Source organism: Paenibacillus uliginis N3/975, assembly GCF_900177425.1.
Lineage (GTDB): Bacteria > Bacillota > Bacilli > Paenibacillales > Paenibacillaceae > Paenibacillus_AQ > Paenibacillus_AQ uliginis.
The window spans coordinates 3,762,955-3,782,980 of the sequence record NZ_LT840184.1 but is presented as its reverse complement, the minus strand read 5'-3'; the positions used below and the strand labels follow the sequence as shown (position 1 = coordinate 3,782,980).

Below are 20,026 nucleotides of genomic sequence, written 5' to 3'. Positions count from 1 at the left end.
GTCATCGTCATTATCGCTGTGCGAGTTTTGAAGCTGCCTGCTCAAACCCTCTTGTACGAAAGCGAGATTCGAGTCAGTCTCGCCCTTAATCTAAATTAACTAACCCGGTACCGAATTGGTACCGGGTTTATTATATACTGGGGAATATAAGAAGTTAGATTAGCATTTCTAAAGTGATATTTTTATATCGTGAAAGCGAAGCGTAGGAGTGGCTGCCATTGTACAAAATAAGACATAGCATGTATAAATAAGGAAGGAAAAGCAGGGGGGAAGATGGTGTGAACGAAGCGGTACTAGTAATAGAAGATGAAGATAAAATTGCGCGTTTGCTCGAAATTGAGCTCGAATATGAGGGTTACCGTGTAGGAAAGGCCAGTAGCGGTACAGAAGGGCTTGAAGCTTATCGTTCCGGTAGCTGGGACTTGATCCTGCTCGATATTATGCTTCCGAATATGAGCGGAATCGAAGTGCTGCGCCGTATACGTCAGCAAAATGTAGTAATTCCCGTCATTTTACTTACGGCCAAGGACTCGGTAGAAGATAAAGTCTCTGGCCTTGATCTGGGGGCGAATGATTATGTGACCAAGCCGTTTCAGATCGAAGAGCTGCTGGCCCGTGTCCGGGCTGCCTTGCGACTTAGCCGCACCGCTGAAGTAACCGCACAATCCGGTTCTATGCCGGATGTGGAGTGGCTAAGTGCTGCCGGACTGCGGCTTAACGAGCAAACCAGGGAGGTCATTCGCGACGGTGATATGGTTGAACTGACACCTCGTGAATACGATCTGCTTACGTTTCTACTCAAGCATCAACGTCAGGTATTGACACGCGAACAGATTCTACAGGCGGTGTGGGGATATGATTATTACGGGGATACTAACGTTGTGGATGTGTATATCCGATATGTCCGAAAGAAGATTGACCATGGCCGGTCACCGGAGCTGATCCATACGGTGCGTGGTGTCGGATATGTCTTGAAGGAGCAGATATGAGGCTGAGAAGCAAAATTTATTTATATTCCTCAGTCTTGTTTTCGGTACTGCTCATTGCTGTGAACTTGTCGGTCTATATTCTGTTTGATCATATGTCTGTTAGTAACGAGATGGAACGGGTTGAAGCGGAAACGGAGTCGATTGTAAAGGGTGTACAGCGGTCCGCAGGATCGATTCCGCCTGATGATTTGCTTCGGGTGTATGCTCCACTGGATGGAATGCTGCGCATTGTAAAACCGGACGGAACAAGCTCGCCTCCTGTAACAACATCTTCAGAACAGAAGTTAAGCGAACTGAAATACGTTTATGAAGTGGATCGAAAAACAGAACGCATTCGGGTAAGTCAGACCGGATATGTATGGGTCTCGGTCCCGGTGATCTGGCCCGATGGTGAAGTCGTTAACGTGCAGGTCGTGGAAAGTATGGCCGAAACGGAGAGTCGTCTCAAAATACTGCGCTCGGTCCTCATTGGGGTGACCCTGATTGCACTGATTCCCGCCATCTTGTCGAGCCGCATTCTGGCCGACCGGATGATGAAGCCGATTACCTCGATGATCCGAACGATGAAGGACATCCTACGGAGCGGGCGCTTTAAACGGTTGAGTCTAGGAGGGCCGTCTAAAGACGAACTAACAGAGATGGGGGAAACGTTCAACCGGATGATCGATATGCTGGAGTCCAGTTTTGAACGCCAAGAACGTTTTGTATCAGATGCCTCACATGAACTCAAGACACCGCTGACGATTATCGAAAGTTATGCCAGCCTGCTGAAGCGCCGGGGCCGGGAACGGCCGGAGCTTTTTGATGAGGCGGTTGAAGCTATTTTGTCTGAATCTGTCCGTATGCGTGAAATGACAGAACAACTGCTGATGTTGGCGAGAAAGCCTGAGCAATGGAATGTTGCACTGGAAGCGGTCGATTTGACCAAACTTGCGGAGGATTCGGTTCGTGCGTTTCGAAGTGCATATCATCGGGAAATATCATTGGTTGCAGAGAAGCCTACTTGGCAGAATACAGATCAGAGTAAGCTCAAGCAGCTCTTATTTATTTTGCTGGACAATGCACGTAAATACAGCGAAGCGGCCATCACGGTTAGTGTCGGCGGCAATTATCGCGAACAATGGATTACGGTAACGGATCAGGGAATCGGGATTCCTAAAGAAGAGATGAACAAAGTGTTTGACCGATTTTATCGGATAGATCCAGCTCGGACGCGAATGTCAAGTGCAGGAGGTTCCGGATTGGGACTTTCTCTGGCAAAAGATATTGCGGGAGTTATTGGAGCGAGAATTGAACTGGAAAGTGAGGAGAATAAGGGGACAACTGCATCTGTTATTTTTCCGATAGACGGTGAACCTGGTCTCGTGAATAGACTTCCAGCTAAAGCCCGGAGCTAGACAGCAGTTCTTCGTTTCTCATGAAATTCTCATCTTCCTTCGATATACTGGATGAACGGTAGTAATGACAAAGAGGTGATGTCGATGAAGTCACGACGACGCTGGGCATGGATTACCGGGATTATCGTAGTTACAGCAGCTGCGCTGCTGATGGTATGGTTGCCCTTCAGGTCCGAAGATCCGATGCTGACAGCACAAGCGGCAGAGCAGGCTGTACTTGAGCAATACCCGGGAAAAATTGAAGAAACCAAGCTTGAAAACGGATATTACGAGCTGCAGCTTCGCTCCGAGACGGGTCTTTACCATGTTGTCCTTGACGCCCGATCGGGTACGGTGGATTCTATTCGGCAGGCTGAAGTGAAGGAGGAGAAGAAGCCGAAAACGCTTCTGAGCCGGGAGCAGGTGAAGGCAGAACTACAGAAAAGTACAGATGGAAAAATTGATAAATTGGAACTCGTCCAGCAAAAAGGTAAGCAGGTATATGAGGCAGTCATTAAGCAGAAGGACGGGCGCCGTCAGGAGGTTATTGTTGACCCCTATACAGGTGAGACGCTCTCATTCCGCAACATTCAACCTCAACCTCAATCTAAACCTCCTGGTAAGGAAGACAAAGACGACAAAACTGCTCAATTGCTGACAGAAGCAGAAGCATCCAAGCTTGCCCTTGCCAAAATTCCCGGTGTGGTGGATGATGTGGAGCTTCGCCGTAGAGATAGTGAAATACCTTATTATCTGATCGAAATCAATCTGAAAGATGGCCGGGAAGCGACAGTAGAGATCAATGCCATTTCAGGTGCAGTTCGTTCGGTAACTTGGGATGACGATGAACCGGATGATGATGATGAATAGTAAGCTGACTGTAGTTTTGGACTTTCTGTGAGTGTTCATACCGCTTTCTCATCAAATTCTAATGTTTCTCTTTCCGGTCTCTCATTCGTACAAGGTAATCTATAGGTGTAGACAACATAAGAACTAGAATCTGAAGGAGGAACAAGATGATGTTGAATCGAAAAATGTGGATTGGTACGTTGTCCGCAGCGCTGCTGCTTGGAGGTACCGTGGTTGCTGCAAGCGGCACTGCAAACGGAGAAAGTGCAAACAGTAAGGCTGAAACTGGGAAGAGTTCCTATATTTCTGTAGCACAGGCTAAGAAAGCTGCGTTAAAGGTAGCGAATGGCCGTGTCGACGATGTGGATTTGGAACGTATAAACGGTAAAGCATACTACGAAGTGGAAATCGAACGATCCAAAGGCGATGTGGATGTGCATATCGATGCGGTGAGTGGAAAAGTGCTGGCTGTATTGGATAAAGATATTAATGACGATAATGATGACGACCGGGACGATCGAAACAGCGCCAAATATATTTCTGTAGCACAGGCTAAGAAAGCTGCGTTAAAGGTAGCGAATGGCCGTGTCGACGATGTGGATTTGGAACGTAAAAACGGTAAGGCATACTACGAAGTGGAAATCGAACGATCCAAAGGCGATGTGGATGTGCATATCGATGCGGTGAGCGGAAAAGTGCTGGCTGTATTGGATAGGGATATCGATAACGATGATGATGACGACCAGGATGATCAGAACAGCGCCAAAACTGCAGATGTTAAGATTACATCTGAACAGGCATCTGCTATTGCAACCAAGGCTGCAGGCGGGGGAAAAGTTGTCAAAATCGAATTGGATGAGGATGACAATCGATACATCTATGAAGTTGAAGTGAAAACTTCAAAGGGGAAAGTCGATGTGGACATCGATGCTGTGACTGGAAAAGTGTTGTCTGTCGACCATGACGATGACCACGACGATCGAGATTAATGTTTTAATATAGTTGAATGAATGTTTATTTATAGCTTACCCAGATGTTTCTGGAGCAAGTGTAGCAGGAGGACCTTGAGGTGATAATTCCTTGGATAGGGATTAGATGCCTTTAGGTCTTTTTGTTGTATATTGTTCCATACTAATGAATTTGATATTATCAAAATTTCCTATGGAGACGGAGAAACAGTTAGGTTATGATTTGTTGAGGAAGGAGATGGATGAGGGTGAATTATAAGGCAATTATTTTTGACTTGGACAATACACTGCTGGATTACGATCAGAGCGAGCGTATCTGCATGAAACAAGCGCTTGCTGATCATGGGCTGAATGATGACCTGGAGTGGGACGAATTCTGGACCGTCTTTGGACCGATCAATTTTAAATACTGGATGGATCGAAATTTGAACAATCATAAGATTTATCAGGTGCTGGAACATTCCTTTACGGATACGTTTCAAGCGTTGAAGCGGAAAAATACCGAGCCACAGGCCATTTCAAAAACATATTGGAATTTATTTTCCAGCACATGTCATCTGGAACCTAACGCAGATACAATTTTGGAGTCACTTCACGGGCAGTATAAATTAGGTGTGATTTCAAACGGAATAGGAGACGCGCAGCGAAAGAGGCTGACAGTAGGGAAATTATATCAATATTTTGATACGCTTATTATTTCGGATGAGGTCAACTGCTGGAAGCCGGATCACCGTATTTTTGAACATGCTCTTAAAGCGTTGGACGTCCGTGAGAACGAGGTATTATATATTGGTGATTCTTTGACTGACGATTATTTGGGTGCGACCAATGCGGGAATAGACTTCTGTTTCTATAATGGACGTGGACTGACACTTCAAAGGGATCAGAACCCCAAGTACATGATTAATAATCTCATGGAAATTATGAAACTGCTGGAGAGTGGTATGAAAGTATGATGAGATATCAAAATGTATTGTTCGACCTCGATGGAACCCTGACCGACCCCAAGATCGGAATTACAAAATCCGTTCAGTATGCTCTTGCCAAGTTCGGTATTCTTGAGCCTGACCTAGCCAAATTGGAGTTTTTATTGGACCACCACTGCAGAACACTTTTATGGAGGCCTATTCCTTCTCTTCGGACAAAGCCTGGAAAGCCGTAGAATATTATAGAGAATATTTCAGGGATCACGGGATGTCTCACTTTCAAATGGATTCATTCTTTACCTTTGTCAGCGGAGCTGAATTGGATGGAACACGTTCAGATAAGTCTGAAATCATTAAATACATAATGGATCATTATCGATTAGATCCATCGGATACCGTGATGATTGGGGATCGAAAGCATGATTTAATCGGAGCTCACAATAACAATGTACATTCCATCGCAGTCGGTTTCGGATATGGATCGGAAGAAGAGCTTGTGGCCGCTGATCCAACTTATCTTATACATACCGTGCAGGAACTTTTACAGTCATTTAGCATGGTTGAGGTATAGTGGGATGAAATATAAAGGTCTGATTATGGATCTGGAAGGAACACTTCTTAGCAGCGGCAAGGCACTTCCGGGTGCTGTTGAACTGATGCAGTATAGTGAGATAAATAAAATTCCTGTTCGCATCATTACCAATACCGTGTCCAAGTCGCCTTGGGACCTGTCCGGGCTGCTAGCAACACAGGGGATACACATACCGTCTGAACATATCATCAGTCCAGTTACCGTGCTGGACGAATATTTGAATTGTCACAACATCCGTACTTTCTTCTTTGTCGGACCGGATTCTTTTCAGAGTCAAATGAAGACAAGAACATCATCATATGAAACTCCTGAAGCTGTTATTTTGTGTGACTTTGAGTATATTGAAACCGACTACAAGCTGCTAAACCGCATATATCACTACTTGATTCAAGGTTCTGTCCTGATTACGACCAGCTACTCGGAATACTACTTATCAGGCGGAATAAAAAAGCTCGATACCGGTTCATTTACAAGAATGTTTGAATTGGTTTCGAGGCAAAAGGCAGTAGTGCTTGGAAAACCGTCTCGCACGATCTATGAGACAGCAGTAAAGCAGCTCGGTTGTCTACCTTCAGAAATAATCAGTGTTGGGGATGATATTCTGACCGATGTGCCTGGCGCTAAAGAAGCCGGACTGAAGCCTGTGCTGGTGCGTACGGGAAAATACAGACCTGAGGATGAACTAGGTAGCGATGATTGCGTCGTAGTTAATGATTTGTATGAGTTCATTACGAGGATGGAAAATGCAACATTAAGCATTTAATTCAACAGAGAGGGTTGATCTAAAGTGTACTCATTATTTTTATACAATTGGCAGGTAAGGGATGAGTGGATTGACGTTCTACAGACACGATCGCATGAAGAGTTGACAACAGAGCGGATCGGAGGAGTAGGATCTATCCTAAAAACCTTGTTTCATATCGTGGATGTTGAGTACAGCTGGCTGCGTGGAATTGAAGGTTATAACGACCCAGAACCTGTTTATGAGGAATATCCAACCTTGCAGTCTGTTAAACTCCTATCGGATAAATACAGGGAAGATCTGAAGATCATCCTGCAATCTTTAACTGATGAAAAGGAACAAAGAGTGGTTAAAGTACATTGGAATGAGAAATCTTTTGTGTACGGTGAAATACTGCGCCATGCTGCAGCCCACGAAATTCACCATATGGGACAGCTCTCTGTTTGGGCGAAAGAGCTCGGTATGGAGCGGGTATCAGCGAATTTTATTGGCAGGGGACTAGGGGCAAGCATATAAAGAATGGTCTAGCAAATTATCAAATGATCATTTTATGAATCGGGACATCCCGCCCAATGATAAGGGCGGGATGTTTTTTGATACTGAAAATGTTATTTCGGCGAGAGAGATCATCTCCGTTTGTTCCTATAAGTCAAACTTTGTGTAACTTCTTCACTAAATTTTAAGCATTCACTGCTTATCGAAACACCTGATCCCATAGCTAAGATCCTGCTTTTTTTCCGATATAAAGGGGAACTGTGCATTTGTAGAATATATATTTCATTGGGTTTCAGTTATACATAAATGCGGGGCCGTTCATAAAAACATGGCAAATGCCGCACGAAGAATGGGCTATTATACTTTCGAGGTTAAGTTTAATCGGTTTTCTTATTCCATTTGGATGGTTTCATCGCTTTAAAGGTGGGAAAGCCACATATCTCGCCGCGGGGAAGTGGAATAACCCTATTTATTTTCCATTTATCCTTAAGGGTTTTCTCTCAGACCCAATTTGGCGGTTTTTGCTGATTTTTACCGGTGTAACCGTCCTTTCATTCGCTTGGGTTATCGATTGGCACCGACCGGATTTAGGCTTGCTTCTGATTTACGCGTGTTCCTTCGCTTTGGTTAATGCCGTTTTGGAAGAGATTTTATGGCGGGGCTATATCCTCAGCGGTTTTGTTGGCATCCTAGGTGAAGTCAAAGGACTAATCGTCGCTGGCGTTGGTTTTGGATTCTACCATTACCACTTGGGTTTTTCGTGGCTGATATGTCTGTTATTCTCAGTGTTCGGGATGATGATGTCTGCTACAACTATTAGATCACAAGGCTTGCTGCCTGTCATCGTAATGCACTTTGTTATGAACATACTTTTTGTACTGAGCGGAATGATTTTTTAAGCGCATCGGGTTAAAAAGAAAAAAAGCATTCGGTAGCTAAAACGCGAACACGGGATGCTTTAGGATGTGAAAGTTCTTTGATGATTTTAAAAGGCTCAGAGGTCGCTTTACGATATAATGTATATGGAAGGAACTGATCGAAAATCTTGTCCATGAAGGGGCTTTTTGTTTTTTGTCACTATGAATGGTAAAGTGAAAGCTAGAGATTACAATTAAATGGAGGTAACACCATGTCAGGAATAGCCAAAAATCTAACGGATCTTATTGGAAATACTCCGTTACTTGAACTGTCCAACTTTAATGAAAGTCATCACCTGCAGGGCAAGGTGATTGCTAAATTAGAATATTTTAACCCAGCTGGTAGCGTGAAAGACCGGATTGGATACGCGATGATCAAGGATGCCGAGGAGAAGGGCTTATTGAAACCTGATTCCGTCATTGTTGAACCGACGAGTGGAAATACGGGTATCGGTCTTGCATTTGCCGCGGCTGCACTCGGATATAAGTTGATTATCACGCTTCCAGAAAGCTTTAGCATGGAACGCAGAAAATTACTGGCTGCTCTTGGAGCAGAACTCGTGTTAACCCCCGCTAATGAGGGAATGGCAGGTGCCATTAACCGAGCGGAGGAGATTGCTGCTTCCACACCAGGCTCATTTATTCCTCAGCAGTTTAATAATCCGGCTAACCCGGCCGTTCACAGGAAGACTACAGCCGAAGAAATCTGGCGGGATACGAACGGCGAGGTGGATATTTTCGTAGCGGGGGTAGGTACTGGCGGAACGATATCAGGCGTAGGCGAAGTACTGAAGCAAAAGAACAGCAATGTAAAGATTGTTGCTGTAGAGCCAGCTGATTCACCGGTACTGTCCGGAGGACAGCGCGGTGCTCACCAGATTCAGGGGATAGGCGCGGGCTTTATCCCTGGTAACTTCAACAAGGAATTTGTTGATGAGATTGTAACGGTAAGCAACAACCACGCGATTGAAACGGCAAGAGAACTTGCTAAATCCGAAGGATTGCTCGTAGGAATATCGTCCGGGGCAGCTGCTTATGCGGCCATGCAGCTCGCGAGCAAGCCTGAGAACAAGGATAAGAACATTGTTGTCCTCCTGCCCGACAGCGGAGAGCGTTACTTATCGACGAATCTTTACGAGGAAATATAGTTCATTACTACATGTTCTTGAGTTGAACAGAAAGAGCAGCTTCCGGCAGTGGAGCTGTTCTTTATTTTTGTCTAGTCATCTGAACAATTCTGTCCGTAGTTATGTTATTCTAAGAAATATATTTATGGTCAGAAGAGCGATTTCTCTATATCAATCGGTTGGGATTGTAGTAAGTTCATATAGATACAAGTACAGACTTTCATTATGCAGAACGTCGAAAGACGTTCTTTTTTCATTTTATTAATTTTTTTTCAAGAAAGTGCAGGGGGCGGGTAGGTGTCTTGCGTCTATTCATTACGGGAAGGAGGAGAGAGCTATTGAGACAGAAAGATTAATCACACGCATACTGCAAGGCGAGCAGGAAGCCTTTCGGGAGCTGGTAAACCTGTACAGCCAGCACGTGTTCCATACGGCATATTCGGTCCTGCGGGATGCCAAGGAAGCGGAGGATGCGTCACAGGAAGTGTTTATCCAGGTGTTCAAAGCTCTCCCCCAGTACCGTTCCGAAGGATTTAAGACATGGATCACCCGCATAACGCTTAACAAATCGATTGATTTGAAACGTAAGATTACGCGCAGGTCCCCTGAACAGCAGGGAGAAGATGGTGAAGCACTTGAACGGATTCCTTCCCGGGACCCAGATACACTTGTTCATTTGATAAACAAGGAAAAGAAAGAAGAGTTGAGACAAAAAGTAAACAGTCTTCCGAATAATCATCGTGAGGTTGTCACCGCTTTTTACCTAGAGGAAAAAAATTACGAACAAATTTCCGCTGAGCTCGGAGTCACCATTAAAACGGTTGAGTCTAAGCTTTACAGGGCCAGACAGTGGATCCGAAACACATGGAAGGAGGATGACTGGAAATGAATATGCGGAATTCCAATTGGAGATTGCAGGCAGCCAGCTACATAAAAGGAGAATGCTCTTCCGAAGAAGCGTCTTCATGGGAAGCATTAATGCTTTCTGATGATGCTGCTTTGGACGTATATATGCAGGTCATGTCTGAAATCGACAGTGAGCTCCCTACGTTGGAAAACCTTGAAGGTTTTACTGACGGAGTGTTGTCTAACGAGGAGATTATTCCTTACCGGAACCGGATAGTTCCGATTTCATCCGACCGACCGCGTCGATGGTATGAGCGTCCGTTGTTTCATTATACGGTGGCCGCTTCCATTACGCTTATGTTGATGTTCTCAGGTACGTTTGACCGATTGTTTCCAGAAGATACACACCATACAGCTCCTAAACTATCTCAATCTACATCTTATAGTAAACAATTAATGGAAAAAACGACAAGCTGGCTTGACCGACTGAAACCTTAATAAAGTTGATAATGACAAAAGTGAAAGGATGATGCATTGTGCAACCACAACGCAATAAAGGGCTGGCCTTTATCATGAATGTGATTCCCGGGCTGGGCCACTACTACTGGGGCAGAAGAGGACGGGCGCTTTTGTATCCGCTGATGTTTTTCGGTATCCTGATGGGCGGATTTATTCTGGCCGTCGGAACGGGTAGCGATAGTCCATTAATTCTCGGCATACTCGTTGCGTTATTGATATGGGGGATCAGCATGATCGATTTGTTGGTGGCCTTGTTGAGATATACACCGACCATAGTGATTCACGATGAATATGGCCGTCCGATGACAGTACCCCTGGATAAAAACGATGACAGCGAACGTTTCTATACAATTTTGCTGTCGTTTATTCCTGGATTAGGGCATTTCCAGCTGGGCCTCATGCAGCGGGGATTATCCTTCCTTATCTCCTTTTTCGGCTTGGCGACGATTCTGATGTTTCTTACTGGGCTAACGAACGAGTCTGTGTTTCTGGTGTTTTTCGGTATGCTACCAATTATTTGGCTGTACTGTATGTTTGATGTCGTTCAGCTTGTTCACCGTAAACAGGCAGGCGAGTTTATCCAAGATCGGACGTTGTTCGAGGAATTGGAATCAGGACGCGATGAAAGCCGGCGCAGTAAAGTGTTCGCTACACTGCTCTCTGCATTTCCAGGAGCAGGCCAGATGTATCTTGGGCTTCAAAAACGTGGATTTCAGATGATGGTAATGTTTCTGGGCAGCATTTATGTAATGGACGTGTTAAGACTGTCGCTGTTTATGTTTCTTATCCCGTTGATCTGGTTTTATTGCTTCTTTGATGGGCTACAGCAGATAAGCCGTTACGGCCGTGAACCTCTTCGTGATAAACCAGTAATTGAAGGTTTTGTTAATCATCAGAGATGGGTTGGACTAGGTCTACTCATACTCGGTCTGTATTTTATCTTTACAACTGTTGTTCTTCCTTACCTTGAGAGCATGTTCCCAGAAGTGCCAATTAGCTACCACATCCGTAACTATGTGAAGACCGGGCTTGTTTCCATTCTGCTCATCGGTGGCGGGATCAAATTGATGACCGGTTCGAAAACAGAAAAACTGAGAAAGGAGTATCCTTTCCATGAATCAGATAAGTAATCTGTCAGGAAATGAACTGGTCCCGGCGACAACAGTACGGCAGTGGAGAGTCGGGACGCTATCGATGGGAGTCTCACTGCTATTACTAGGCCTGCTGGTGTTAACTTCCCAGTGGAAAGGGACAGAGATATTTGATTCTGCTCTGAAATGGTGGCCGATTATATTTGTACTACTAGGGATAGAAATTGTAGGATACACGCTCTTTTTCCGAAAAGGAGATTATGTCAAATATGACGTATTTAGCATACTCTTAATCGGAATTCTGACCTTGGGGTGTATTGTAATGGCTGCCCTCACCTCAACGGGTCTAATGGATCCGATTCGCCGTGAGATCGGCGCGGTATATAAGACTGTGCAAATACCGGACATCAACATGGATGTACCTAAAGGGGTTACTAAAGTCATTGTACAAGGAAGTCATTTGTATAATGTAAAGAGTGATTCCACTAGTTCGGAAGATTTACTCGTATTTGGAAGCTTGCGTACAACCGAAGAGGAATTGATGAAAGGGGACAGCTTGTCCTCTCTCATACAGACGAAGCAGTCCGGTAATGTGCTGTATATTAACTTGTCCGAGCCGCCACGCTACGGAATAAATAGAGGATCACACCAGCTCGATGTGACGGTATCGGCTCCTTCATCGTTAAAAGTGATTGTGCGTGATCGGAGTGGGAATGTGCGATAGGCAAGTGGAGAAATAAAAAAATGTAAAACGAGGCAGTTGAGCCCGCTTTACATTTTTTTTAATTTATTTTCGATCAAAATATTGATCAATACGAAGGAAATGATCGTACTAACGGCAGTTGTCGCAAAATGACCAGTTATTGCAGCAATGCTCAGTAGAATGATGCCAAATATCATCATCAGTTGACTGCAGAATCGGTTCGCAGTTTTCCAACTCCATTCATTTTTCATAGAGGAGTAGGTCCGGTAGCCGTAAAATCCGTTAATCTTTTTAGGTGGAAATATAAACAACACAGCGCCTGTAATAAATAAAATAGCGCCCAAGGATAGACTTAAAAGCATAATTTCAAAACCCTCTCTTCAACCAAAAGACAAGGTGTCAATCTTGAAGACAAGCTTCAAACATTGACAGCCCTGAATGTTCTGGTTCTATAGGTACAATGGTTACTACAATGTTGAAGATGTAGCTTGAGCCCCATTCAGAAGCAGACGACGATATGTGTATTCAAAAATAAATTCAAAGGCTTCCAGATGGCGTTTGGCTTCGAACGCATTTTGTCCCCACGCATAAATGCCGTGATTCCGCAGTAGGATACCAGGAATGGCAGGATCAAGTGCTTCGGGAACAAGCTCTGCGATTTTCGGGATATCCGCATAATTTGGAAGAATCGGAATTTGAATCACAGCATCCTCTTCCCAAATGTTAAAAGCTTTAATCAATTCGATGCCTTTAGCGGGGACGTAACCCTGCTCACCATACCAATCGCTGATCAAGTTATTATCGATCGTATGTACATGGAAAATAGCTCCGCATCCGGTTTTACGATAGATCTCACAGTGAATGAGCGTCTCGGCACTTGGTTTCAGACCGGTTGTTTCACAAGGACGTCCGTCTTGATCAACGAACAGGTAATCTTCCGGTGTATGGACAGATTTGTCCTTGCCGCTGGCTGTTACAGCAAAATGGAACTGCTCGGGTAGGTATTCCCCAACCCGAACGGAAAGATTGCCGCTTGTGCCAGGGAACCAGCCGCGAGACGCGAACAGCTCTTTGACGTCACGAAGCTCGCTTAGCGCTGCTTGTTTTTGCTCCAATTTAATTTCTGAAAAGTTCATTTACAGCACCCCCTGGCGTCTTTTAAGTTTCATGTCCTCAATGATTTCGGTAAAAGTTTCAAAAGGAACGTGTTTCACACCAAGCTTCTTACACCGCTCTGTAAGGGTTGATCTGGAGTAGACAAGGTCAGCCTGTTTTGCCCCTTCAAAGTCTGTAATGCTGTCCCCGATCAAAACTCGGGTGTAAGTCTCGGCAGGGAAGTCGTTCATCACGGTCACCTTGCACATACCACAGTTATTGACACACGGTTCCTGACAAGGATGAGGCCATGTTATCTCGATATGCTCACTTTCAAAATCAGCACCATTGCAATAGACATTCTCCTCTGGAATACTGAATGGCTCAAGCAGTGGATCAACAAAAAAATCGATGCCGCCGCTGGTAACATAAAACGGAATGTTCTCTGATTTCAGGTAGTCTAGAAATTCGCTAAACCCTTCTCGAATGATTGCTTGATCCAGTACGTATGAGATAAGTTCAGCTTTTCTGGAGGATGGGAACAGAGCGAACATGCGGCCAACGCCTTCCCGGATGGAAATGCTCCGGTCCAGTACGGCTTCCATGACTGCCTTGTAGCCCTCAGGCTTAAAATGCTTCATGATCGCAACGATATTGTCATTGGCCGTTATCGTTCCGTCAAAATCGCAAAAAATGATCGGTTTTCTTCCTGATGTCATGCTTCTCCTCCCCATAGTTCAAGTGCAGCTTTCAATTCTGGATGTGCCGCAGCATAATCGGTAAGCGGTGTCCGGTCTATAGCCGCTTGAATAGCTTGTACAAAAGCGCGGCCACCCGCCTCAGTCCCCATCGGATGACCGTGGATACCTCCACCAGCGTTGACCACCACATCCAAACCGAAGTCACGGATGATCTTGGGAACAAGACCAGGGTGAATTCCGGCAGATGGGACCGGCATACTGCGCTTGACTCCCATATCCGCCTTGTGCAGCTCATCCCGGATTGCGAGGTTCTCATCACGGGGCATCGTGACAGATCCGTAAGGGGATGGGAAGAGTACCAAATCTGCTCCCGCGAGACGCATCAATTGGCCAAGCAATACTGGCGCAGCTATTCCGTAGTGTGGTGATGGATAAAGAGCACCAGCCAGTGCGGGGTGAGCGGCGATCGGTACACTGATCTCCGGATCTGAGCTGAGCTCCTGAAGGACATCGTAACCATAGGAGAGCACATTGAAGAGCAGTGCATTCGCACCTGCGTCAATCGCCCGCAGTGCCTGCTCCCGAAGGCCGGAAGTGCGTCCGGTCAGATTGGCTGCATACAGAAGTTTCTTGCCAGTCTCCAGTTCCGTTTCGGCTGCAGCCTGCATGCACAGTTTCACGCGGGTGGCAATCGGCGTGAGTTCATTTTCAAACAAAATTTCATCGTCCTTGATCAGGTCTACGCCTCCGCGCGCCTGGCGAATAAACTGTTCTCTCAGCTCGTCCGCATTTAATCCGATGACGGATTTGAAAATGCTCATAAGAAGTGGGCGGTCAAATACACCGAGCTGTTGACGGACACCCTCAATGCCGAACTTTGGACCCGGGAAACCAGTAAGAAAATCGTCGGACAGATTAAGCGACATGAGCTTAATTCGCCCATCCATCGATATTTTGCCGAACACCGTTACTAAGAGAGCAGGGATATCTCGGCTAAAGTTGATGTCAGGGTAAGCGATCCGGATATCAGCATATCTGCCTCCAGGCTGGCCATCTTGAGATTCATGAATCTCAACAGCATAAACTTCGCCCAGATGTTTTTTCAGAGACTCCCGTTTGGCTTGCGGTAGCTCCGTCCAGCTGCCGACGGTCATACCGACGGCAATCGACTCAGCTTTTTTGCGGAAATCGGCATGGTCGTCATGGATACGGTATGTCGCTATACACTGGCTCATGAGATTTGTCCTTTCAGCACAGCACCCATTTCACGGGAGCGTTCGGCACAACGGTTTACAGCAGAGATGACTGTTTCAAAAAAATCACCTTGATCAAGTCTTTCAAGGGCTGCTTGCGTTGATCCGTTCGGCGATGTTATCTTGGCCCGCAATGCAGAAGGATGTTCTCCGGTAACCTGCACCATACGGGCAGCACCCATAATGGTCTGCAGCGTAAGCTCTCTGCTCTGATCGGCTGTGAGCCCACCCCGGATGCCGGCGGCAGTCATCGCTTCCATCAGATAGTAGAAGTATGCCGGACCGCTTCCGGAAATGCCGGTCAGAATATCCATCTTCTCCTCTTCAATAACAGTGACATCTCCGACTGCTTCGAATAAGGTCAATACAAGCTGCCGTGTATGATCATCGATTTCCTTGGAGAAGGAAATACCGGTAGAACCCATTCCAATAGAACTGGAGGTGTTCGGCATGGTACGTGCGATTGGCTGCTTTTTGCCAAGAAGATTTTGAGTGGTCTGGATGGATAGTCCTGCAATGACGGAGACGAGCAGTTGGTCGTCGGACAGAATCGGTCCGAGTTCTTTCAAAGCCTTAGCAGCGTCTTTGGGTTTCATAGCAAGCACGATAACTGGGGAAGATTTCAGTATTTCCAATTTCTCCTGAGCATCATTGCTGACTTTCACACCATATCGATCCTGCAGCTCCTGCAAGCGTAAAGAGTTGCTTCGATTCAGCATAGTAATGTCCTCTGGACGCATAACTGAACGGCTCGCGAGACCGCGCACAATGGCTTCAGCCATGGATCCTGCACCGTAGAAGGTGATTGCCTTTTCAATCAAAGGCCGATTCTGGGGAGATTGACACATAAGTTGTTCCTCCTTCTTGGATTTTATTGTCGGATTTGACCATTGCCATGAATGACATATTTGGTGGACGTGAGAGATGGGAGCCCCATAGGACCGCGGGCGTGGAGCTTTTGCGTACTGATACCGATTTCAGCTCCGAAACCGAATTCGAAACCGTCAGTAAAACGGGTTGAGGCATTGTGATACACGGCTGCAGCATCCACTCCCTGCAAAAAGCGTTCAGCATTGTCCTGTGACTCGGTAACGATACATTCCGAATGCTTCGTCCCATAGGCAGCAATATGATCCATGGCATCGTCCAGATTGTTTACAACCTTGACGTTAAGTATATAATCATTGTACTCCGTTGCATAATCCGCTGACGAAGCTTGAATCACCCATGAAACTAGCTTTTTAGTTTCCTCACAGCCTCTAAGCTCCACACCAGATTTCTGGAACTTCACCGCGAGCTCTTCCAAATGTGACTCGGCAAAATTTTTATGAAGAAGCAACGTTTCCATCGAATTGCATACGGAAGGACGCTGTACTTTGGCGTTGATACAGATGGCTTCTGCCATAGCAGGATCAGCGGATGCATCTATAAACGTATGACAGATGCCTGCTCCTGTTTCAATTACTGGCACAGTCGCATTCATGACGACATTTTGAATAAGCGAGCTGCCACCGCGAGGGATAATGACATCGAGCAGTCCATTCAATTTCAGCATCTCGTCAACGGAAGATCGGTTCGGATCCTCGATGAGCTGCAATGCATCTTTGGGAAGAGCGGTATGTGTCATAGCTTCGTGAAGCACCTCAACGATTTTGCGGTTGGAGGAGAGGGCGGAGGAACCGCCGCGCAGAACAACGGCATTACCGGTTTTGAGGCACAAGCCAGCCGCATCAACGGTTACGTTGGGACGTGCTTCATATATGATACCAATTACACCGAGCGGGACGCGAATTTTGGTAATGTTTAGTCCGTTCGGGCGTTCAATGACTTCAAGTGTATCTCCGACCGGGTCTGGTAGCTGAACGATTTGACGCAGCCCTTCAGCAATGTCCTCAATCCGGGATTCATTCAAGGCCAAACGGTCCAGCAGGGAAGGGGAAGTTCCTTGCTCTTTACCGCGGCGGAGATCTTCAGCGTTGGCTTCAATGATATCCGCCGATCGGCTGACAAGCGCATCAGCCATAGCTAACAAAGCCTCGTTTTTCTGGGTTGTGTTCAGTTTATTCAGTATGGAGGACACACTTTTGGCAAGTCCTGCTTTACTTCTTACTTCACTCATGGTTTCTTCCTCCTTCAATATTTTATTTTAACGTAATCCATTCATCGCGGTGAATAACCTCAAGCCGGTGTACCTCACCGATTGCGGAAATAACGTCTCCGCTTGGCAGACCGAGAATGGTCTGCAGCTGATCTTCGTCATAATTGACGATTCCTCTTCCAAGCCTTTCATTGCTGCTGTTAATGACTTCAACAACGTCTCCGGCATGGAAGCTGCCTTCCACACGCTTGACGCCAACGGGCAGCAGACTGTGGCCGCCATGGAGCAGCGCCTCTTGTGCACCGTCGTCCACGACAATCCGTCCTATCGGAGAAGACATAAATCCGAGCCATTGCTTCTTCATCGGCAGGGAGGAGAGGTGGGTGGCAAAATACGTGCCCTTACCTTTGCCTTCCAATGCGGTCATCAAATCTCCGGCTTCGTTTGCTTTACCGATAAAGACAGGAACTCCGCCTCGTGTGGCGATTTTGGCTGCATCAATCTTGGATCTCATGCCCCCTGTCCCCACACTTGATCCAGCACCACCAGCGAGAGCGTATATCTCATCTGTAATTTCCTCTACCTCTTCAAAACGCACGGCTTCAGGTGACTTACGCGGGTCTGCTGTGTACAGCCCATCCATGTCGGTCAAAATAATCAACTGACGCGCCCGGACCAGATTCGCAACAAGGGCAGACAGCGTATCGTTGTCGCCGAACTTGAGTTCGTCAATTGAAACGGTGTCGTTCTCATTGATCACGGGAATGACACCTTGCTTCAGCAGTTCATCGATCGTCATGCTGGCATTATTCATCCGTTTGCGGTTGGCAAAATCGGTCCGCGTCAATAAGATTTGTGCTGCGATCAACCCTCGGGCTCCAAAAGCATTCTGATATGAACGCATAAGCAGGGACTGGCCGACAGCGGCAGCGGCTTGCTTCTCATGCAGCAGCCGCGGGCGGATCGGATAACCGATCTTGCGGAAACCTGCGGCAACCGCTCCAGAAGTCACGAGCAGTACTTCGTGCCCTGCTTCGCGTAGGGCGGCTAGCTCCCCGGCAAAAAAGTTGATGGCTTCCAGATTTAAACCACCCTCGTCACTCGTTAATGAGCTGCTTCCGATTTTTACGACGATGCGTGACGGCATCGCTATCACTTCCTCTGTTAAAAGTCATATATTTAAATAAAAAAACTTTCATCCTTTAATGTAAAGGACGAAAGTTTCACTTCCGCGGTACCACCTTTATTGATGAAAAATTCTCATCCGGCTTGAGCCTTGTAACAGAAGGCACTGTCCAGCCTGTTAGGGCAAGCCGCTCGGGGGTAGGATTCGGAAAGATGCCACGGCAAATTCTCACAGCCTACGGAATTTGCTCTCTTATCGCGTCAATGTCTTTCTTACTGGTCCCGTCATCACGTTTATTTATCGTGTTCTTATACTACTTGCAAGAATACCACAAGCATCCATTGATTTCAAAGAAAAACCCTACCGGAACAATCCTAGCTTTCCGATTCGTTCTGCAGCTTCACGTAAGCGATCTTCGCTGCTCAAGAGTCCAATCCGAACGTAACCTTCTCCATACGTACCGAACCCGATTCCGGGAGCAACCGCGACATGCGCTTTTTCCAGCAACAGATTGGAGAAAGAAACGGAAGTGAATCCTTCAGGTACGGAAAGCCAGCTGAAAAAGGAGCCCGCAGGTTTCTCCGCGTTCCAACCGATGTCTGAAAGAGCATCAAAAAATGCGTCCCGCCGCGACTGGTATTGACGAACTAGATCATCCACACAATTTTGAGGCGCCGTTAGCGCTTCCGCTGCCGCAGCTTGAATTCCGCCAAAGAGACTTACGTAAATATGGTCCTGCAGCTGGTTAATCAGGGATATCAGCTTTGCGTTTCCGAGCGCAAACCCGACACGCCACCCAGCCATATTATACGTCTTGGACAAGGTGTAGAACTCAAGACCAACTTCCTTCGCGCCGGGCGTTTGGAGGAAGCTGATCGGCCGCTCGCCATCAAAGCCGATTGCACCATAGGCGAAGTCGCTTGCTACTACAATTCCATGCTCAGCCGCGAATTGAACGGTTTCTTCATAGAAAGAGAGTGGGGCTGTTGCCGAAGTAGGGTTGTTCGGATAGTTTAGGAACATCAGCTTCGCTTTCTCCCTGTCGGACGGGGATATTGAGTTGTAATCAGGCAAAAAGTTATTCTCTGCGGTAAGCGGCATGAAGCTCATTTTGGCTTGGGCCAATGCGACGCCTGACCAATAATCCGGATATCCCGGGTCCGGAACGAGACATAGATCATCGGGGTTAAGTAATATTTGAGGAAGCTGAACAAGACCGGTCTTCCCGCCGAACAAGATCGCGACTTCACTTTCCGGGTCCAGGTCTACGTTATATTCTTCTTTATACCGTTTGGCTATGGCTTCTTTCAAAAAAGAATAGCCGGTGAACGGAGAATATTTATGATACAGCGGATTCTCAGCGGATTCCTTCAACTTGTTGACGATATGAGAAGGTGTCGGCAGATCGGGGTTGCCTTGGCCTAAATTAATAACATCGTGGCCTAGTGCGACCTGCCGGTTGACGTTGGATACAAGTGTAGCGAAAAATTGTGTCGGCAGCTTGGACATAATTGAAGCAGGTTGTATTTGAAAAGGCTCTTTCGTCTTGGCCATGGTTAGATCACTCCGGTTCTGAATGTATATGTGCGGGATGTGTTCATGAATAATAATCC

General features: G+C 46.4%; 23 protein-coding genes and 1 other annotated feature. Of the genes, 15 read left to right on the top strand and 8 right to left on the bottom strand.

Annotation, left to right across the window (positions count from 1 at the left end):
- The first annotated feature begins 278 nt into the window (after positions 1-278).
- The 15 genes from B9N86_RS17850 (at position 279) to B9N86_RS17785 (ending at position 12,161) form a co-directional block, all read left to right on the top strand.
- Positions 279-989, top strand: a complete 711-nt coding sequence (locus B9N86_RS17850) for a response regulator transcription factor (protein WP_208914498.1) — start codon at positions 279-281, stop codon at positions 987-989.
- Complete coding sequence (locus B9N86_RS17845; RefSeq protein ID WP_208914497.1) at positions 986-2,386, top strand: sensor histidine kinase; 1,401 nt, start codon at positions 986-988, stop codon at positions 2,384-2,386. Before B9N86_RS17850 ends, B9N86_RS17845 begins: the two co-directional genes overlap by 4 nt.
- A gap of 84 nt (positions 2,387-2,470) precedes the next feature.
- Positions 2,471-3,235: a PepSY domain-containing protein gene (locus B9N86_RS17840; protein WP_208914496.1), complete on the top strand. Its 765-nt coding sequence runs from the start codon at positions 2,471-2,473 to the stop codon at positions 3,233-3,235.
- 146 nt (positions 3,236-3,381) lie between these two features.
- Positions 3,382-4,203 carry a PepSY domain-containing protein gene (locus tag B9N86_RS17835; protein ID WP_208914495.1) on the top strand — a complete coding sequence of 274 codons (822 nt, stop codon included), beginning with the start codon at positions 3,382-3,384 and terminating at the stop codon, positions 4,201-4,203.
- Positions 4,204-4,424: 221 nt separating this feature from the next.
- Positions 4,425-5,138: a YjjG family noncanonical pyrimidine nucleotidase gene (locus B9N86_RS17830; protein WP_208914494.1), complete on the top strand. Its 714-nt coding sequence runs from the start codon at positions 4,425-4,427 to the stop codon at positions 5,136-5,138.
- Positions 5,135-5,344, top strand: a complete 210-nt coding sequence (locus B9N86_RS30835) for an HAD hydrolase-like protein (RefSeq protein WP_342192775.1) — start codon at positions 5,135-5,137, stop codon at positions 5,342-5,344. Before B9N86_RS17830 ends, B9N86_RS30835 begins: the two co-directional genes overlap by 4 nt.
- Positions 5,345-5,391: 47 nt before the next feature.
- A complete protein-coding gene (locus B9N86_RS30830) occupies positions 5,392-5,679 on the top strand; it encodes an HAD hydrolase-like protein (protein ID WP_342192773.1) in 288 nt (95 codons plus the stop codon).
- 4 nt (positions 5,680-5,683) lie between these two features.
- On the top strand, positions 5,684-6,463 hold the full coding sequence (locus B9N86_RS17820; RefSeq protein ID WP_208914493.1) for an HAD-IA family hydrolase: 780 nt from the start codon (positions 5,684-5,686) through the stop codon (positions 6,461-6,463).
- A gap of 24 nt (positions 6,464-6,487) precedes the next feature.
- Positions 6,488-6,958 (top strand): DinB family protein, encoded by a 471-nt coding sequence (locus tag B9N86_RS17815; protein WP_208914492.1) that lies wholly within the window; start codon positions 6,488-6,490, stop codon positions 6,956-6,958.
- A gap of 314 nt (positions 6,959-7,272) precedes the next feature.
- Positions 7,273-7,836 (top strand): CPBP family intramembrane glutamic endopeptidase, encoded by a 564-nt coding sequence (locus tag B9N86_RS17810; protein ID WP_208914491.1) that lies wholly within the window; start codon positions 7,273-7,275, stop codon positions 7,834-7,836.
- Between the two features lie 230 nt (positions 7,837-8,066).
- Complete coding sequence (gene cysK, locus B9N86_RS17805) at positions 8,067-9,002, top strand: cysteine synthase A (RefSeq protein WP_208914490.1); 936 nt, start codon at positions 8,067-8,069, stop codon at positions 9,000-9,002.
- Between the two features lie 259 nt (positions 9,003-9,261).
- Positions 9,262-9,870 carry an RNA polymerase sigma factor gene (locus B9N86_RS17800; RefSeq protein ID WP_208914489.1) on the top strand — a complete coding sequence of 203 codons (609 nt, stop codon included), beginning with the start codon at positions 9,262-9,264 and terminating at the stop codon, positions 9,868-9,870.
- On the top strand, positions 9,867-10,325 hold the full coding sequence (locus B9N86_RS17795; protein ID WP_208914488.1) for a hypothetical protein: 459 nt from the start codon (positions 9,867-9,869) through the stop codon (positions 10,323-10,325). Before B9N86_RS17800 ends, B9N86_RS17795 begins: the two co-directional genes overlap by 4 nt.
- Before the next feature lie 38 nt (positions 10,326-10,363).
- The gene (locus B9N86_RS17790) at positions 10,364-11,476 is read left to right on the top strand and encodes a hypothetical protein (protein WP_208914487.1); all 1,113 of its coding nucleotides are present in this window, start codon (positions 10,364-10,366) and stop codon (positions 11,474-11,476) included.
- The gene (locus tag B9N86_RS17785; RefSeq protein ID WP_208914486.1) at positions 11,460-12,161 is read left to right on the top strand and encodes a hypothetical protein; all 702 of its coding nucleotides are present in this window, start codon (positions 11,460-11,462) and stop codon (positions 12,159-12,161) included. The genes B9N86_RS17790 and B9N86_RS17785 overlap by 17 nt, the downstream gene beginning before the upstream one ends.
- A gap of 47 nt (positions 12,162-12,208) precedes the next feature.
- Here B9N86_RS17785 and B9N86_RS17780 read toward each other — a convergent pair whose 3' ends face one another.
- The 8 genes from B9N86_RS17780 to B9N86_RS17745 form a co-directional block, all read right to left on the bottom strand.
- Positions 12,209-12,502, bottom strand: a complete 294-nt coding sequence (locus tag B9N86_RS17780) for an SdpI family protein (RefSeq protein WP_208914485.1) — start codon at positions 12,500-12,502, stop codon at positions 12,209-12,211.
- A 105-nt stretch (positions 12,503-12,607) separates the two neighbouring features.
- Positions 12,608-13,276 carry a methylthioribulose 1-phosphate dehydratase gene (locus B9N86_RS17775; protein ID WP_208914484.1) on the bottom strand — a complete coding sequence of 223 codons (669 nt, stop codon included), beginning with the start codon at positions 13,274-13,276 and terminating at the stop codon, positions 12,608-12,610.
- Entirely contained in the window at positions 13,277-13,954 is a 678-nt protein-coding gene (locus tag B9N86_RS17770; protein WP_208914483.1) for a 2-hydroxy-3-keto-5-methylthiopentenyl-1-phosphate phosphatase, read from the bottom strand. It lies immediately after the preceding gene.
- Positions 13,951-15,171, bottom strand: coding sequence for a 2,3-diketo-5-methylthiopentyl-1-phosphate enolase (locus B9N86_RS17765; RefSeq protein WP_208914482.1), 1,221 nt, complete (start codon positions 15,169-15,171; stop codon positions 13,951-13,953). The genes B9N86_RS17770 and B9N86_RS17765 overlap by 4 nt, the downstream gene beginning before the upstream one ends.
- Positions 15,168-16,037 carry a pyrroline-5-carboxylate reductase gene (gene proC, locus B9N86_RS17760; RefSeq protein ID WP_208914481.1) on the bottom strand — a complete coding sequence of 290 codons (870 nt, stop codon included), beginning with the start codon at positions 16,035-16,037 and terminating at the stop codon, positions 15,168-15,170. The genes B9N86_RS17765 and proC overlap by 4 nt, the downstream gene beginning before the upstream one ends.
- A gap of 23 nt (positions 16,038-16,060) precedes the next feature.
- Positions 16,061-17,308, bottom strand: a complete 1,248-nt coding sequence (locus B9N86_RS17755) for a glutamate-5-semialdehyde dehydrogenase (RefSeq protein ID WP_208914480.1) — start codon at positions 17,306-17,308, stop codon at positions 16,061-16,063.
- A gap of 22 nt (positions 17,309-17,330) precedes the next feature.
- Positions 17,331-18,434 carry a glutamate 5-kinase gene (gene proB, locus B9N86_RS17750; RefSeq protein ID WP_208914479.1) on the bottom strand — a complete coding sequence of 368 codons (1,104 nt, stop codon included), beginning with the start codon at positions 18,432-18,434 and terminating at the stop codon, positions 17,331-17,333.
- A gap of 60 nt (positions 18,435-18,494) precedes the next feature.
- Positions 18,495-18,710 (bottom strand) — a binding site (T-box leader).
- Positions 18,711-18,773: 63 nt separating this feature from the next.
- A complete protein-coding gene (locus B9N86_RS17745; protein ID WP_208914478.1) occupies positions 18,774-19,967 on the bottom strand; it encodes a pyridoxal phosphate-dependent aminotransferase in 1,194 nt (397 codons plus the stop codon).
- Positions 19,968-20,026: the final 59 nt, after the last annotated feature.

Excerpts from the sequence above, each read along its gene's own strand:
- B9N86_RS17845 (WP_208914497.1), top strand. The coding sequence starts at position 986 with ATGAGGCTGAGAAGCAAAATTTATTTATATTCCTCAGTCTTGTTTTCG.
- B9N86_RS17840 (WP_208914496.1), top strand. The coding sequence starts at position 2,471 with ATGAAGTCACGACGACGCTGGGCATGGATTACCGGGATTATCGTAGTT.
- B9N86_RS17835 (WP_208914495.1), top strand. The coding sequence starts at position 3,382 with ATGATGTTGAATCGAAAAATGTGGATTGGTACGTTGTCCGCAGCGCTG.
- B9N86_RS17830 (WP_208914494.1), top strand. The coding sequence starts at position 4,425 with ATGAGGGTGAATTATAAGGCAATTATTTTTGACTTGGACAATACACTG.
- B9N86_RS30835 (WP_342192775.1), top strand. The coding sequence starts at position 5,135 with ATGATGAGATATCAAAATGTATTGTTCGACCTCGATGGAACCCTGACC.
- B9N86_RS30830 (WP_342192773.1), top strand. The coding sequence starts at position 5,392 with ATGGATTCATTCTTTACCTTTGTCAGCGGAGCTGAATTGGATGGAACA.
- B9N86_RS17820 (WP_208914493.1), top strand. The coding sequence starts at position 5,684 with ATGAAATATAAAGGTCTGATTATGGATCTGGAAGGAACACTTCTTAGC.
- B9N86_RS17810 (WP_208914491.1), top strand. The coding sequence starts at position 7,273 with ATGCCGCACGAAGAATGGGCTATTATACTTTCGAGGTTAAGTTTAATC.
- cysK (WP_208914490.1), top strand. The coding sequence starts at position 8,067 with ATGTCAGGAATAGCCAAAAATCTAACGGATCTTATTGGAAATACTCCG.
- B9N86_RS17795 (WP_208914488.1), top strand. The coding sequence starts at position 9,867 with ATGAATATGCGGAATTCCAATTGGAGATTGCAGGCAGCCAGCTACATA.
- B9N86_RS17785 (WP_208914486.1), top strand. The coding sequence starts at position 11,460 with ATGAATCAGATAAGTAATCTGTCAGGAAATGAACTGGTCCCGGCGACA.
- B9N86_RS17780 (WP_208914485.1), bottom strand. The coding sequence starts at position 12,502 with ATGCTTTTAAGTCTATCCTTGGGCGCTATTTTATTTATTACAGGCGCT.
- B9N86_RS17775 (WP_208914484.1), bottom strand. The coding sequence starts at position 13,276 with ATGAACTTTTCAGAAATTAAATTGGAGCAAAAACAAGCAGCGCTAAGC.
- B9N86_RS17770 (WP_208914483.1), bottom strand. The coding sequence starts at position 13,954 with ATGACATCAGGAAGAAAACCGATCATTTTTTGCGATTTTGACGGAACG.
- B9N86_RS17765 (WP_208914482.1), bottom strand. The coding sequence starts at position 15,171 with ATGAGCCAGTGTATAGCGACATACCGTATCCATGACGACCATGCCGAT.
- proC (WP_208914481.1), bottom strand. The coding sequence starts at position 16,037 with ATGTGTCAATCTCCCCAGAATCGGCCTTTGATTGAAAAGGCAATCACC.
- B9N86_RS17755 (WP_208914480.1), bottom strand. The coding sequence starts at position 17,308 with ATGAGTGAAGTAAGAAGTAAAGCAGGACTTGCCAAAAGTGTGTCCTCC.
- proB (WP_208914479.1), bottom strand. The coding sequence starts at position 18,434 with ATGCCGTCACGCATCGTCGTAAAAATCGGAAGCAGCTCATTAACGAGT.
- B9N86_RS17745 (WP_208914478.1), bottom strand. The coding sequence starts at position 19,967 with ATGGCCAAGACGAAAGAGCCTTTTCAAATACAACCTGCTTCAATTATG.